At 52.8% G+C, this 13912-nt stretch carries 17 protein-coding genes and 1 pseudogene; 13 read left to right on the top strand and 5 right to left on the bottom strand.

The window, feature by feature from the left end:
- Nucleotides 1–211 precede the first annotated feature (211 nt).
- Complete coding sequence (locus ACZ9BX_RS17595) at nucleotides 212–2296, top strand: hypothetical protein (RefSeq protein WP_476219219.1); 2085 nt, start codon at nucleotides 212–214, stop codon at nucleotides 2294–2296.
- Between the two features lie 384 nt (nucleotides 2297–2680).
- Entirely contained in the window at nucleotides 2681–3580 is a 900-nt protein-coding gene (locus ACZ9BX_RS17590) for a hypothetical protein (protein ID WP_476219217.1), read from the top strand.
- 79 nt (nucleotides 3581–3659) lie between these two features.
- On the opposite strand, the pseudogene ACZ9BX_RS17585 reads toward ACZ9BX_RS17590, so the two are convergent.
- Nucleotides 3660–3815: pseudogene (locus ACZ9BX_RS17585) on the bottom strand (IS66 family transposase); the annotation flags it as partial.
- Between the two features lie 118 nt (nucleotides 3816–3933).
- On the opposite strand from ACZ9BX_RS17585, the gene ACZ9BX_RS17580 reads away from it, so the two are divergent.
- The 5 genes from ACZ9BX_RS17580 to ACZ9BX_RS17560 all read left to right on the top strand — a co-directional run bounded on the left by ACZ9BX_RS17580 (nucleotide 3934) and on the right by ACZ9BX_RS17560 (nucleotide 7308).
- On the top strand, nucleotides 3934–4257 hold the full coding sequence (locus ACZ9BX_RS17580) for a hypothetical protein (RefSeq protein WP_476219215.1): 324 nt from the start codon (nucleotides 3934–3936) through the stop codon (nucleotides 4255–4257).
- Between the two features lie 71 nt (nucleotides 4258–4328).
- Nucleotides 4329–4610, top strand: coding sequence for a hypothetical protein (locus ACZ9BX_RS17575; protein WP_476219214.1), 282 nt, complete (start codon nucleotides 4329–4331; stop codon nucleotides 4608–4610).
- A gap of 32 nt (nucleotides 4611–4642) precedes the next feature.
- Complete coding sequence (gene ku / locus ACZ9BX_RS17570) at nucleotides 4643–5539, top strand: non-homologous end joining protein Ku (protein ID WP_476219212.1); 897 nt, start codon at nucleotides 4643–4645, stop codon at nucleotides 5537–5539.
- 12 nt (nucleotides 5540–5551) lie between these two features.
- Nucleotides 5552–6367, top strand: coding sequence for a non-homologous end joining protein Ku (ku, locus tag ACZ9BX_RS17565; RefSeq protein WP_476219210.1), 816 nt, complete (start codon nucleotides 5552–5554; stop codon nucleotides 6365–6367).
- 329 nt (nucleotides 6368–6696) lie between these two features.
- The gene (locus tag ACZ9BX_RS17560) at nucleotides 6697–7308 is read left to right on the top strand and encodes a L,D-transpeptidase (protein ID WP_476219209.1); all 612 of its coding nucleotides are present in this window, start codon (nucleotides 6697–6699) and stop codon (nucleotides 7306–7308) included.
- An 88-nt stretch (nucleotides 7309–7396) separates the two neighbouring features.
- Here the strand turns inward: ACZ9BX_RS17560 and ACZ9BX_RS17555 are convergent, their stop codons facing one another.
- Nucleotides 7397–7888 (bottom strand): hypothetical protein, encoded by a 492-nt coding sequence (locus ACZ9BX_RS17555; protein WP_476219207.1) that lies wholly within the window; start codon nucleotides 7886–7888, stop codon nucleotides 7397–7399.
- A gap of 10 nt (nucleotides 7889–7898) precedes the next feature.
- Nucleotides 7899–8147, bottom strand: coding sequence for a hypothetical protein (locus ACZ9BX_RS17550; RefSeq protein ID WP_476219205.1), 249 nt, complete (start codon nucleotides 8145–8147; stop codon nucleotides 7899–7901).
- Between the two features lie 219 nt (nucleotides 8148–8366).
- Here ACZ9BX_RS17550 and ACZ9BX_RS17545 point away from each other — a divergent pair, with 219 nt between their 5' ends.
- From ACZ9BX_RS17545 to ACZ9BX_RS17530, 4 genes are all read left to right on the top strand, one after another.
- Nucleotides 8367–9392 (top strand): toll/interleukin-1 receptor domain-containing protein, encoded by a 1026-nt coding sequence (locus tag ACZ9BX_RS17545; RefSeq protein WP_476219203.1) that lies wholly within the window; start codon nucleotides 8367–8369, stop codon nucleotides 9390–9392.
- A 56-nt stretch (nucleotides 9393–9448) separates the two neighbouring features.
- Nucleotides 9449–9580, top strand: a complete 132-nt coding sequence (locus ACZ9BX_RS17540) for a hypothetical protein (RefSeq protein ID WP_476219201.1) — start codon at nucleotides 9449–9451, stop codon at nucleotides 9578–9580.
- Nucleotides 9581–9842: 262 nt separating this feature from the next.
- Nucleotides 9843–10418, top strand: coding sequence for an SLATT domain-containing protein (locus ACZ9BX_RS17535; RefSeq protein WP_476219200.1), 576 nt, complete (start codon nucleotides 9843–9845; stop codon nucleotides 10416–10418).
- Nucleotides 10415–11737, top strand: coding sequence for a reverse transcriptase domain-containing protein (locus ACZ9BX_RS17530; RefSeq protein WP_476219198.1), 1323 nt, complete (start codon nucleotides 10415–10417; stop codon nucleotides 11735–11737). The genes ACZ9BX_RS17535 and ACZ9BX_RS17530 overlap by 4 nt, the downstream gene beginning before the upstream one ends.
- A gap of 564 nt (nucleotides 11738–12301) precedes the next feature.
- Here the strand turns inward: ACZ9BX_RS17530 and ACZ9BX_RS17525 are convergent.
- Nucleotides 12302–12565 carry a DUF1883 domain-containing protein gene (locus tag ACZ9BX_RS17525; RefSeq protein WP_476219196.1) on the bottom strand — a complete coding sequence of 88 codons (264 nt, stop codon included), beginning with the start codon at nucleotides 12563–12565 and terminating at the stop codon, nucleotides 12302–12304.
- 76 nt (nucleotides 12566–12641) lie between these two features.
- Nucleotides 12642–12869: a DUF2188 domain-containing protein gene (locus ACZ9BX_RS17520; protein WP_442081882.1), complete on the bottom strand. Its 228-nt coding sequence runs from the start codon at nucleotides 12867–12869 to the stop codon at nucleotides 12642–12644.
- A 100-nt stretch (nucleotides 12870–12969) separates the two neighbouring features.
- Between ACZ9BX_RS17520 and ACZ9BX_RS17515 the strand changes: the two genes are divergently transcribed.
- Complete coding sequence (locus tag ACZ9BX_RS17515) at nucleotides 12970–13338, top strand: helix-turn-helix domain-containing protein (RefSeq protein ID WP_476219193.1); 369 nt, start codon at nucleotides 12970–12972, stop codon at nucleotides 13336–13338.
- Nucleotides 13325–13897 (top strand): ImmA/IrrE family metallo-endopeptidase, encoded by a 573-nt coding sequence (locus ACZ9BX_RS17510; RefSeq protein WP_476219191.1) that lies wholly within the window; start codon nucleotides 13325–13327, stop codon nucleotides 13895–13897. The genes ACZ9BX_RS17515 and ACZ9BX_RS17510 overlap by 14 nt, the downstream gene beginning before the upstream one ends.
- Nucleotides 13898–13912 lie beyond the last annotated feature (15 nt).

Here is a 13912-nt window from a genome sequence, read left to right as displayed (position 1 = left end):
CTAAGCCCCTTCATGTTAGTTGGCAGAAGCAACAAAGGCAGCGAAGTGTAAAAATGCGTTGGGCGGATTACTTCAACAGCATGATCACGCGGCTTATATCCAGTGCAAATTGCTTTTACCTCAAAGTGTGATCGCAGGTCGCGCTATTTGCATTCTACAGCCATGAGTGTTAGCGTATACTAATGTAGCGTGTCCTTGAGGGGGGATCACGATGAAAAAATGGGCGATGGCGTTGGCAGCACTGTTCGCCCTTTTGGAGCCAACAGTATCTCATTCATTTCTGGGAAATATCAAAATTGGAGGGGTGAAACTTCCATGTGCAGTCGCCTGCGGAGGGAGCCGAGGCATCGTAAATCTGAACTTTGCAGGCGATGCCGTTAACAGCTTTATCACGGGGCCATCTATTGACAACTTTTCGGAGAAAGTGAACCAATCGGTAGATCGCGGCCTCGAAAAACTCGAAAAGTTGCTTGTTGCTCGACAAGGTGATTTTCTCGATAAGGCGACGGAAATTGCCAATAGCCAGCGCGACCTCTTCATTAATCAACTTGTCGCGGCCACAGATGAAGCGGTAGCTCAACTTGATGGCGTCCTGAAGGAGCAACTTAAAGAGGCTGACCGAATCCTCGAAACACGCCTTGGCACACTAGATGTCGTCTTGGATAAAAATACTCGCGAGCTGGGAAGTGCACTAAAACGCGTCGTCATATTCTGCGTTGTCGTCAGTGCGCTCTCATACACGATCTGGTTGATTTACCGCCGTTTGTACATTGAGAAGCTACCCCTGAAACCGTTTATCCCGCGTCTCACAGCTGTACTCGGAATGTTTCTCGCATTCGGTTCGGTGCTATATGCACTAAATTTCGTGAACGATATCTGGTCACGTCGCCAAATGGTTCGCGGAATGGAGGACGGATACGAGAAAGCGCTTTCCGCTCAAATATTTGATTATGCTGTTTATTATTCAGCGCAATTGGTCTACCTCGATCGCTACAACGAAGTATACCAAGCCCGCCAGGAAAAAGCAGAACTGCTGCGTGATGTTTTCGCGCGACCAGCTCTGTACCGTTCGGTCGACGGAGCACGCGAAATGCTGAATCGGCTTGGGAATGCGCAAAAAGCTTACAAACGCGCCACTGGGCAGTACGACAGAGACCTGACGATACTATATGGTTTCGCGCTGTGGCAGCGCGGCGGCGACCGCTTTTCGGAATACGTCGCCGCGAACATCATGGCAGAAGCTATCTCCGGTAGTGCGTCGCGTGGATCAGAGCAAGCCACACTGCTACCGGTTGCATATTACTACTTATCGGCGTATTTGAGCGATCCTATACCTGATGGAATGATTGCATCGATCTATGTGCAAAAAGCAGATATCCCCGAAAAGGAAGTGTTTGCAACCGACCAAGTTGGGGACGGCGATGAACAATTGAACGTACAGAGGCGCACCGTTACGCAGCTTGCAACGGTCGCCAATGGACTGGAAGTCGATATCGAAGGCTTGGCTAAGGTTAATTCCCTTTACGCATTTGTGCGAGTGAGTTTGGAAGCCGTTAGCACATACAGAAGGGTTGTCTCTGGCTACGGCGAACTGGTGAGACTGTCCGGGGATTTGATCTCGGTGCCAGATGGACAGAAAGGCGAGGTGCGGGAACGCATCAAAGCCTCAGGGCTCGACCTGGTAAAAGTATGGCGCGACTATATCACTTTCCTGAGCGAAGCGTCGTATGCCGACCAGACAGCAAGGCTGAATAACCTCCGAGCACTTTGGCCCGTCTATTCCTATGCACAAGGCGCATCTAGAATTAAGGAAGGTGACCTAGCAGTCACCCCAACTCCCCAAAACGAAGGAATTCAAGAAGTTTGGTTAAGTGAGATCGTGCAACCCTCCGTCCGAGCGAGTGCATATAAGGTCATCACTGCCGCTACGCAAAGCGACTACAAGGTCGTCGAAGCCAAGTTAACGGCGGTGAATGCAGCCGCGAAGGCGTTCTACGAAGCTGTAAACGCTCGCAAGCCCTTAGTTGGCCAGGCGACCCCCGAGGCAACCAATGCAACTTCAAACGTGATCAACTCAGGCGCAGCGCTAAGTCTCGAAGCTGCAAAATTAGGACTGTTTGCCTGCGAGCCCATGATGGCTTCCTCCTCTTCCATCCTATGCCGGGCCGATAATCCGAATGCTATGCCCCTTGGGAAACTTTTGTTCAAGCTGGCCGCCAAACTTGATGACAAATCAATCGAGAATGAGGACGCGACAAAATTGATCATTGGCTACCGTAGCATCCCTGCTTTTTAGGAAACGACGATGTTTAACGCTCGAAATGTCCTTACATTTGTTATTCTTGCGATGCTCGCTGGCTGTTCGTTCCGTTGCGTGGGCGGCAGGCTCACATCTGTTGGGCCAACCGGAAGCTGCCAAGAAGAATGTCAGCGTGACTTTGATCAGTGCAAGGAATCTGTCAAAGATGGCGATCAAGAGGCCCTAAACCAGTGCCAGAAATGGTACAACGAATGCGTCGCCAAATGCGAAAAGCCGAAATAAACGCAGGCATTCAGTTTCAGAGTCGCGATATCTCCTATAGCGAATCAGCAATTTAGATAGAACTTGCTTCCCTGACGCTCTATTCCGTCACAGAAAAATTTTCAAAGATTAGTCGTTTGAGAGCCGATAATGAAATGCATGTTTAGCGGGGAAGAAACGTCAAGCGAAGAGCATGTCCTGCCACGCTGGATGCAGAAGCGGTTCAAATTGGAGAACGAAACTTACAATATACCGAACGGCACCACCATCACTTACAAGAACGCCAAAGTGCCCGCCGCGAAAGAACACAACGCTCGCTTTGGTGTGATAGAGGATCGACTTTCACGGGGAACCGCCAGTCTACAAGAGATTTACCTCTGGGCCTTCAAGATTCATATCGGTCTGATCCACCGAAACGCTTCGCTCAAGCTCGATATTCGTTCGCCAACATCTCCCTATTTCTGGGAAGTCGAGGACTTCGGACGCGAAATCTGGCTGTTCCAACGTTTATACGAAGTCTGGTCGAAGGGAGGAAAAATATCTCCCAACCCTTTCGGCACGGTGCTCCGGATGAAAGCACTTACTCCTCTCCCATCCTTCGATTTCGTTCACAACATGCAGTCTGAAACATTGTTTTTTCAGCTAGGTGACGAAGTCCTATTCATCTCCCTTTACGACAAGGGAGCCCTGGCTTCGTCCAATGTTGTTGGTCAATTTGAGTATCACAGAAGCGTTGTATCGGCCATGTCAGCCCAAGACCAAATTGACAGAGCATTTCTGGCACAGCGTGTCTGGGCGTGTGAGACGGCGTATTTCCTTTATCGCGCAAGGGCCGGATTTAATTTTATGTCCGGTGAAGATAAGTTTGTAGCAATACCAGATTTGACCCCGCCAGTCTCTCGCGCGAGCGATGAGCAAGAGCTGGCCATGTTCTGCCGGTCGTTTGGCCTAAAGCTCGAATACTTCGGCGGCGAAGTGGGGCATCGTTATTCAAATCTCACGCCAGAAGATATAAGTAGCCTCAATGGTCAGGGCACTGCGCGTCAAACGTCTGCTTAGGGCCCGTAAGGTGCCCGCGAGCAGACGACCTCTTCGCCGAACAGATCATCAGGAATACCAGGAGATTTTGACACTAGAGTAGGGCAATCGGTCTGATCGTCCGCTCGACGCTGTTGTTGTCGATCTCGATGCGGCCGTCGGTCAATTACATACAAAGGCCGTCCCAGTATTTGGTGATGTAGGCCAAAGCCTCACCGAGAGGGGACTTCGTCGCGACGGGCACGGCTCGATGCGTCCTGGCATGGGATCGAGGGGAGGATTAGTTGCGCCGGATCGCGCGGCTTGCGGGCTCTTGAACGAACCAGCTTGTCGGAAGAGAGCAGAGGCTTTGAAGCTGGAGACTTTGCCAACTGATGATTACATCAGGGAATACTCAAAAAGAAAACGAATTTGAGACAATGACGGAAGAATATCAGCCGAAATACAAATGGCGGGAGACATGGCCGGGCGAAGGCCACCAGGACTTCGTTTCCTGGGATGGCGATTTGCAGTTCGGCCGCATCCTGCTCGACCTGACTACCGCGTCGCGTGCCCTCCAGTGGCGATGGGCGATCAATACCATACCTTGGCAGAGGCAGAACATCCTGCCTCACAGCGGCTGGGCACCCACCGCTCGGGAAGCGTCGAAAAATGTAGAAGAGCTATACGAGCAGATTAAAGCACTGCATGGACGCTGAGTGATTTTCTTTTCATCCTGCGTTCAGGATCGATTTTCGAAAATAGACCATCTTCTCGGGAGTGCTGAACCATGACCAGAGATGATTTCGCTGCGAACGATGCACCATTGCAGAACGAAGATATTGTGATCTGCAAAAGAGTCTTCGATCATGTCTGCGCGACCGAGCACATAACGGGTGACGACGCCTGCGACGAACTCGCAACCCAGATCATCTATTTCTTTCAGCACGGCGTCACGAACGAAGACAGCTTGGAAAAGCTACGCATGACTGTTCGCTCCGAAGAAGCGGCTCAGCGAAAATCTTTAAACGAAGGGCTTCGATTCGGAACGAATCGCCTCCGGAACGATTGAGTCGCGACTCAGTGATTCGGGAGTAAGGCATCATGCCGGGTGGTCACCGTGCTCAATGGAAGGGCTTCATCAAATTCGGCGAAGTGAGCTGCGGTGTCGGCCTCTATACGGCCGCAAGCAGTTCAGAGCGAATAGCGTTCAACACGATCAATAAAGCCACCGGCAACCGGGTGAATCGCGTATTCGTCGACGGTGAAACCGGCGATCCCGTACCCCGCGAAGCCCAAACCAAGGGTTTCGAGATCGAGAACGGCCAGTACATCATGATCGATCCCGAGGAAGTTGCAGCCGTCATCCCAGAGAGCAACAAGACCCTGGAGATCGAGGCTTTCATCCCCTGCTCCGACGTCGACGACGTCTATTTCGACAAGCCGTATTACCTCACGCCGACCGACAAGGTATCGGAAGATGCCTTCGTCGCTCTGCGCGACGGCATGCAGAAGTCAAACGTTGCCGCAATCGCGCAAACGGTTCTCTTTCGTCGGATGCGCACCGTGCTCATCCGCCCTCATGGAAAAGGGCTGATCGCGACCACGATGCATTACGACTACGAAGTCCGGTCCTCGGAAAAGGCTTTCGAGGAGATGCCCAAGATGAAGATCGCGGGCGAAATGCTCGACCTTGCCAAGCACATCATCTCAACCAAAAAGGGGACGTTCAATCCAGCCGAGTTCGACGACCGCTACGAGAATGCCGTTGCCGAACTGGTGAAGGCGAAGATGGAGGGCCGTGCGCTCCCGAAGAAGAAGCCGGTCAAGGTTTCCAAGCCGAACGACCTCCTTGCGGCTCTACGCGAGAGTGCTGGCATGATGAAGGCGGCCGACAAGCCAAAGCGCACGGCCGCCAACGCGAATGCAAGCGCCTCCCCCCGCAGGGCGTCGCACGCGAAATCCCGCTCCGGCGCTGCCGCTCACCGCAAGGCTAGCTGAGGAGGATCGGTCATGGCACCACGTCCATACTGGAAGGGTTACCTGAAGCTTTCGTTGGTCACCTGCCCCGTTGCAATGTCCCCCGCTACGTCGGAATCCGAGAAAGTCAGGTTCCACACCCTGAACAAGGCGACCGGCAACCGTGTCGTATCGCAGTACGTCGACTCGGTTACTGGAAAGCCAGTGAAAGACGAGAACGAGGCCAAGGGATACGCCCGAGGGGAAAATGACTACATCATCCTGACGGAGGACGATCTCGATTCCGTTGCTCTTGAAACTGTACGTACAATCGACATCGAGAAATTCGTGCCACAAGACAGCATCGAATGGGTCTACCTGGAGAAGCCGCACTACCTCATGCCCGACGATCCAGTCGGACAGGAAGCGTTCGCCGTCATCCGCGATGCCATGGAGGCCGACAAAGTCGTCGGCGTCTCACGCCTGGTGATCGGCCGCCGCGAGCGAGCCGTCGTCCTTGAGCCGCGCGGCGAAGGCATCGTTCTCTGGACGCTGCGCTTTGGCGACGAGGTAAGACCGGAGGAAAGCTACTTCGAAGATATTGACGAAGAAGCGGACCCAGACCTGATCCCGCTCGTGCAGCAGCTCATCAAGCAGATGACCAAGAAGTGGTCGCCCACCATGGTGGCTGACCCGATCCAGGAAAGCCTGCTGAAGATCATTGCCGAGAAGAAGAAGGCTTTGAAGCCGAAGAAGAAAGTGGCGAAAGGCAAGGCTGAGACCGAAGCCTCGGGCTCGAACGTGGTCAACATCATGGAGGCTCTGCGGAAGAGCGTGGAGGCCGATCTCAGGGGGCGGAAGAAGGCATGATCACATTGGCAGGTTCGATGTCAGGTTCTTGTCGTCGCTTGTGAAGCCTGTGCACGCAGCGAGGAAGTCGACCGTCAGGCGGTCCTTAACAGTAGGCCCAAGTATCTCACTCGCAAAGCCCGTCGCAGAGCGACTTTGGGATGCGCACCGATGAATCAACCCGATGGCATTGATCGATGCCAGCTGGCGATCTCGGCGAAAGCGGAAATGAAGGAGGCGGTTCGATCATGAGCGACAGCACCGTTTCGATGTTCTTGAGACCCAGCGGTCATAGTGCCGCCACAGAGTTCGGCCCAATCACGCTTGTTTAACAAGCGGATGGCGACGAAATGAGATTGCTGGTTCTCTTGGCTGCGGCCCTTTTTCTGACCGCCTTTCAGGCCCGAGCCCAAGTCTATGGGCCATATGATGGATACGACGAGTACGGTGGCTACGGCTACGACGATCCGTATAGCCCCTATCCACCGCCGCTCGATTACGAGCCAGTGCCTCGCTATCAGGAACCCCTGCGTGAGCGTCGGGAACCATCGACACGAAACGCGAGAGGAACCATCGTGATCGCCACGCGCGAGCATATGCTTATTTACACGACGTCATGGGGTGATCAGTTCGCTTACCCCATTGCCGTTGGCCGTGAAGGCAAGAAATGGTACGGAACAACTCGGGTGGTTTCTAAGCGAGAGCATCCCGAATGGCGGCCGACGGCGAGCATGCGCCAGAAGAACCCAAGGCTTCCAGCGGTTGTGAGGCCTGGCCCCGCAAATCCGCTTGGAACCCGCGCGATTTACCTTGCCGACGGCCTACTACGCATACACGGCACCAACGACCCCTCCTCCATTGGCACCAATGCATCGAGCGGTTGCTTCCGGATGTACCGCGAGGACGTCGAGGAGCTTTACGAGATGGTCGAGCCGGGAACGCGGGTCATCGTTCAGCGATGACAGACGAACCTGATTGCTAAGCGACCGCTGCTGTGGCTACAGCGACGCCGAGGAACCACCGGACCGCTCGCTCGGTGGAACTGTCGCATTATTTCCATTTCGCTGCCCACTGGCGAAGTTCCGCTTTCGCCTTTTCAGGCCATGTCTTCACGGCCGGGTTCACCGTGATCTTCTGACCAGACGGTTTCCAAGCGAGATAGACGGTCCTCGAAGCAATGTCGGCGACAACTACTGCCTCTTGATCCATGCATAAATGCCGCGAGCAAGCTGTGCCGACGAAAAGGTCGCCCTTGAATTCGCCAGACCCCACACCAAGCAGGATATCATTGACCAGCGCCTTGTCGGTTCCTGCGGGACGGTTGATCTCTGCGGCCACCTCCGCATAATTCAGCAGCCCTCCCGGATGCGTCACCGAGCGCTCCCTGAGCTGGTCCCAGCCCTTGGAAGTATCAGCAACAAAGGTATCACCTTGGACTTCTCTGAACCCGGCGCTGGCCGTCCACTCCCACTTCTGCCCCGGTTGGTTCGGCGTTGGCGGAGTGGAGAGAGTGAGTTTGCCATCCGATGGTTTGACGGTCACCGGAAGGCAACTATCGAGCGGACCGTCGACCCGAGGCTTTTGCCCTTTCGGAAAGGAGACCACGAAAGGTGCCACCCTCGCACGCATTGCCGCCCAATGAAAAGGTTCCGACAGCTACTGCCATCCCGTCGATGACGTGCATTTCGTCGATATCAACATAGTAGTTTTTGAGGACCTCGCGGTCGTCGATCTTGAGGCTATCCTGTTCATCGTCACCTTTGGTGATCACGACATGGTGCCCGAAAAGCTGCATGTCCAAGGTGCCTGCGGTCGCACAGCTGCATGACAACAATTCGATAGTCGGCACGAAAACCAAGGCGATTACTGTGTTTCGGATCACGCTCCCCTCCCGACAACAAACCGCAACAAGGTCTGAATATCAGATCGTCGAAGCCGCTCCGATTTGAGGTGTGGCAGAGGTCACGCAGCATGATATGTAAGCGGCACTAAAACTGTCACTCCGATTCCGAGATTTTGAATGGCCGCCATTTTTGTAAGTCATGCCGTTGCGGACACGAAGCTTGCCAAGCTCCTGACAGATTTCCTGAAGGAAGCCATTGGCGTGCCTCATGATGAGATATTCTGCTCAAGCGTCGAAGGACATGGCGTGCCGATGACGGAAGATTTCAACAAGTACATGAAGGAGCAAATCCAGGAACCAGAACTGGTGTTCCTGCTTATGACCCCATCATACATGGAAAGCCCCTTCTGTTTGATGGAGCTTGGTGCCGCCTGGGCCCAGTCTCACAGAACCTTGCCCATAGTAGTGCCGCCTGTAGCTTTCGGCGAAGTCACCAAGACGCTCGGTCTGATTCAAGCGCTAGACATCACCAAGCAGTCTTCTGTGATCGATCTCCGGAAGGCTGTGAAAGCCACTGACATCGATCTAGAGAAACGCGATGACCATGTCTGGGAGAGTAAGAAGGCTGAGTGGGTTAAAGGGTCAAAGAAGCTCATCGGCAAGCTCCCAGGAGCGAAGAAGGTGTCGGCTGCCGATCACCAGGCTGCGCTAGACACAATCGAGGAGCGGAAGGGCGAAATCGAAGGGCTCGAAAAGCTCGTTGATGCAAGAGACGACCTCATTGAGAAGCTAAAAGCGGCGAAGGATAAAGAGGCCGTAAAAGCGATCTTAAAGGCTGCAGCAGGCGATGACGATCCCGAAGAAATCTTTGATAAGCTGATTTCTGACGTTACATCCGCGCTTCCGTCGGTCGCGCGTCTGGTACAAATCCATATTATCATGGACCACTATGACAAAGCAGGTAGGATCGACTGGTTTAATGACCGTCCAGAATTCGAACACGCGATTCAAACCAACGTCATCAATAAAGACGAGAGCTATTCCGTGGCCTGGGACAAGAAAAAGCTTTCACCTTTGAAGAAGGCGTTGCTCGCCTTGGACCATTTCCTAGACAGCGATGAGGGCGAAGCACTCATGGACTCGCGCCCCGTAGGAACTCCTACAGAGTCAGATGACCGTGATTTTTGGGGTCAATATATTTAATCGACTAGAACCAACCGTTACGGCCTGGCTGAAAGCGTATCGTTGCGTTGACCAAAATGGATTGGAACAACAACACGCTTTATAAAAAGCTGCCGGTCACGCTCGGATATTCCAAAGCGTTTGCCGATATCATCCAGCAGAACCCGAATATGGTGAACGCAGTCTATGACTTCAGAAACTTCATGTAGGGGTCGAACCCGAGGACCCATAGTGTCTCTTGACTACGAACCAACCAAGTTAATCAAAATATGCACGATACGGTTGAAACCATCGAAAATCGCAGATAAATACTTTCCGTCCGGGCGGAGTGGTGAAAGCCACTGATTCACTACTGTGGGTCATTGTTACCAAGACTGGCATGCCTGAGCTTAAAGCTGCACTCCTTGGAGTGCTTAATCCTTATGAAATCTTTGCGTCCGGACACCTTTCACGAATTTTACGGGAACGAAATTGAGCAACGTTGACGACCGCATCTGGATCACCTCCCGCGTAAGAATGATTGCCGAGCGAAAAGCTATTCGAAATCAGAACGTCAGCTATATTTCCGTTACTTACTATTCCCTATTCACAGTAATACTATCTGTTTTCTCAAAATTTTATGTGATCACCTATCCAATGCTTGAGGGAATAAACCTATCGGCGTCGGTCGTGGTTTTGGTTGCGTCCCTTGTCGCTGGTGGCTTTCGCTTCGAAACCCGCGCCAACATCTTTCGAGAGTGCTATCTAAAGCTTCAGAAACTTCAGAGCAAAAATCTTGGAGCCGACGACAGGCTGACAGAATATCTGGAAATTCTTGAGATTTATCCGAACCACTCCGAAAAAGATTACTATGATCTAATCGTAAACCATACGTACTGGGAGGGAAAAAAGCTGAACATGGGGGATATTCCTCTTATTCCAACGCCTTACATGTGGCGATCTTATATTTTTCGTCACACATTTTACTATGTTTGCGTCACCCTCCTGTTTGCAGCACCGTTGATCTTTCTCGCTTGGCCTTTGCTCTCTGGATGGGTCTGCAAGTGACCGCGCTCGAAAACTTCAATACCGAGTTCGCACCCCAACGCCTGGCTGAAATATTCAATGAACGCATTCTCCACTCGAATACCGTTGGAAAGGATGGCGTTCATCCATCGTTAGTCGCGGCAAACCTCGATCTGTGGGTAAATCGAATTTCTGACAGGGCACTCGCTGGGTCGTACAATTTCACGACATTTAAACAAAAGCTCGTACTCAAAGGCCCCGATAAACCGCCAAGGCAAATTTCTGTTGCCACGGTAAGAGATCGGGTCGCATTACGTGCGCTAACGAATGTTTTGATGTCGGTTTTCCCTGACTCTAGGGTCCCACCCGCCCATCATATCGTAGACGAAGTGGCTGCTCTGATCGCGCCACTTGGAGATGACTACTCGTTCATTCAAATTGACATAAAGAACTTCTATCCCTCTGTGCGTCACGACGAGCTACTTCGCCGATTAAGAACTCGCATTCGTCATAAGCCGCTCCTTAATCTAATCATGCAAGCGGTTAGCACTCCAACCTCAGCCAGCAAGGAAACCCGACCCAACACGATTGGCATCCCTCAGGGCCTCAGCATCTCTAACGTGCTGTCGTCGATCTATATGCTGAAATTTGATGAATTCGCCCGGTCGCGGTTTGCATATTTCCGATATGTCGACGACATTTTGATCGTATGCCCCACGACACATGCTAAGCGGAACTTTCGTTTGATAAAAGGGCGGTTGGCGCAGATTGGGCTGGAGTGTCATCGTCTCGAAGACAAAACAAAGACCAAAATTGTCCCGCTCTCCCAAGGAGTAGACTATCTTGGCTTCCATCTCGCGCCCGAAGTCACGTCGGTGCGAGAAAGTTCATACAGGAGGATCATCGACAAGGTGATGACGGTGATGACCGGCGTAAAATTCAATGCAAATCACGCCAAAATTCTCACCCGTTTGAATCTCAAAATCACCGGATGCATCTTTGATGGCCGAAGAATGGGCTGGATGTTCTTCTTTTCGATGACGGACGATTTAAAGCAGCTTCAGCGGCTCGACAGCTTTATTGCGAAAACATGGCGTAAGTTGGGGATGGAGCAGTTGGGCACTCCAAAGCGATTTGTTAAGGCGTATCACGAGATCAATTTCAACCTTGCCTCATCACGTTACATTCCCAGGTTTGACGAATATTCCACCGATCAGAAGATCGATCTGATCGCCACCATGATGGTCATCGACCGTTCGGTGGTGGCAAACTGGGCTATCGAGCGGATTAATCGTAAATTTTTTCAACTGATCAGAAAGGAAGTAGCCGAACTCGAAAAGGATATCACTCCGCTAAGTTGAAACGACAAACGGTCCTAAACATTTTGATGGGTCCCTTCGCAGTCGTCAGCAACCAGTGCTACCACCGTGCATCCCGCTCTGCACGCCCGACCACCGTGCCATCTGACCTCGCCCAGCGTCCTGTGGATCGAACCATTCGCCGCCAAACCAATCCGAGAAGGCTTCCGCGTCAGCTTAGGTCGCGAAACAGCGGACATTGTAGTGGTGATTTTATAGGTCACAGAGTGTCCCTGGCTGCGACGCATCTTGGCGCATCGTCAGACCATTACGAAGCGACCAAAGTCGAAGAGGACGGAGAGTCGCTTGGTCTCAATGGACGCCAGAACAACGAAAAGTCGGAGAGTGTCGAAAGGCCGAAATACCCCGCGTTTGGCCTTTCGACTTCTTACTTGCTCCAATGACCGAGCACCCATTCCCAAGCCCGGCGATTGTAGTCATAGCGCCAATGCGCTTTGACCCACTTCGTAGCACCTAAGGGTCTCAGAGTGCGCATATTCTGCATGCGGTCCATCGGCTTCAACGGTTTCAGTGGGCGAAATGGCGTGAATTTCTTCATAGCTGATCTCACCCGAGAACCCGGACGCCAGCGCGAACGCTTCCTGCGTAGCCGCGAAGGTCGATTGCTATGTGCCAGTGGCCGCCGCGCGGAACCGCTACGCGAAACGGCGAATGCGTAACACGACCGCCGTAATAGCTATGGCCGCCGCCCGCGCGATACCGACTGAAGTTGCCAGTATCCATCAGCTTTACATTTGCGGCGTTGTCGAGCGTAACCTCGACAGTTTTGTTACCGTGGAGGTAACCCAGATCGTTATGCAGAAAGTTCATGGTTTTTCTCCTATTTCTTTCGGCGGCCCCGCCACGGCTTAATTCGATAGCGAGGCCGACGGACGAAAATGCACGATCAACCCTTGGGAGGATAGGGGTCGTTGCCGTAGCTGTAGGCTTCACGGAAGCGGGCATCCCGGCCCTGGATACGCAGTTCCGATTCCTGGCGCTGCGCGATGCCACGACCGTAGTTGATCGCCTCTTTCTGGGTGTCAAACTCGCGAGTCAGGCGCTGATTGCCTTCACCACGAACACCCCACTTGTCGCCGTTCCGGACGACATACTGGTTCTTGCCAGTCGACATTTTCGCTTTCCTTTCGGTTGCGAGTTAGGTTATTGATTGCAGACTCGCAATCGACCTCAATATTGCGAGATAGAGCGGAGATTGCAAGAGTGAAATTACAATGAAAGAGCAATTCCACAATCAAGCGTTCTTCAACGCGTTGGATGCACATCGATATGCAAAGGATTTGACCTGGAAGGCGGTCGCGGAAAAGGCGGAGGTAAGCGCGTCGACCTTAACTAGGATTGCGCAAGGAAAACGGCCAGATGTCGATACGTTAGCAGCCCTCTGCAGGTGGTCCGGATTAAGCGCAAACGATTTCATAAACTACGACGACGATGGCCATAACCCCCCCGAACCGTTGGCCGAGATCGTCGCTCATTTAAGAGCTGACAAGAATCTCAAGCCGGAGGGCGCTCAGGCAATCGAGGTCATGCTCAAGGCAGCCTACGCCCAGTTCCGCAAGGAGAAACAGGTTGGTAGCGAGTAAACTGCGTAAAGGATTTGTGGCTGAGGCCAATCGATGGGCCGTGGAACTAAGAGGCGAACTTGGTTTGTCTGAGGGCGACCCGATGAGTCCATGGCTGCTTGCAAAACATCTGGGCGTACCGATTTATCGGCTCTCACAGTTGCCAGATTGCGCTGAGAAGGACCTCTTATACAAGAAGAAGGGCGGCCACGACTTCTCTGCCGCCGTATGTTTCGATGGGCTTGCCGCCTTCGTTGTGACCAATGATGGGAACGACCCAAAGCGGCAAGCATCGGACATCGCGCACGAACTGGCTCATATTCTCTTACGTCACCCACCGGCAAACCCCTTCCTCCAGGATGGGCTCCGAGATTTCTCAGCGATTCACGAGCTTGAGGCGGAGCGCCTTGGCCCGACACTGCTCCTATCGGATTATGCAGCCGTTCGCGCCCACAGACTGATGGTAAGCGGCGGATACACGATTGCGAGGCTTTCAGATGCATGGGGCCTGAGCAGGGAAGTGATTCAGATGAGAATTAACCTATCGGGCGCTCGACGTCGGCTTTCAACGGCCGCTTGAATCGGACAGCACGGA

This window comes from Rhizobium sp. USDA 3886 (genome assembly GCF_056279785.1).
This window is presented reverse-complemented; position numbering and strand designations above follow the sequence as displayed.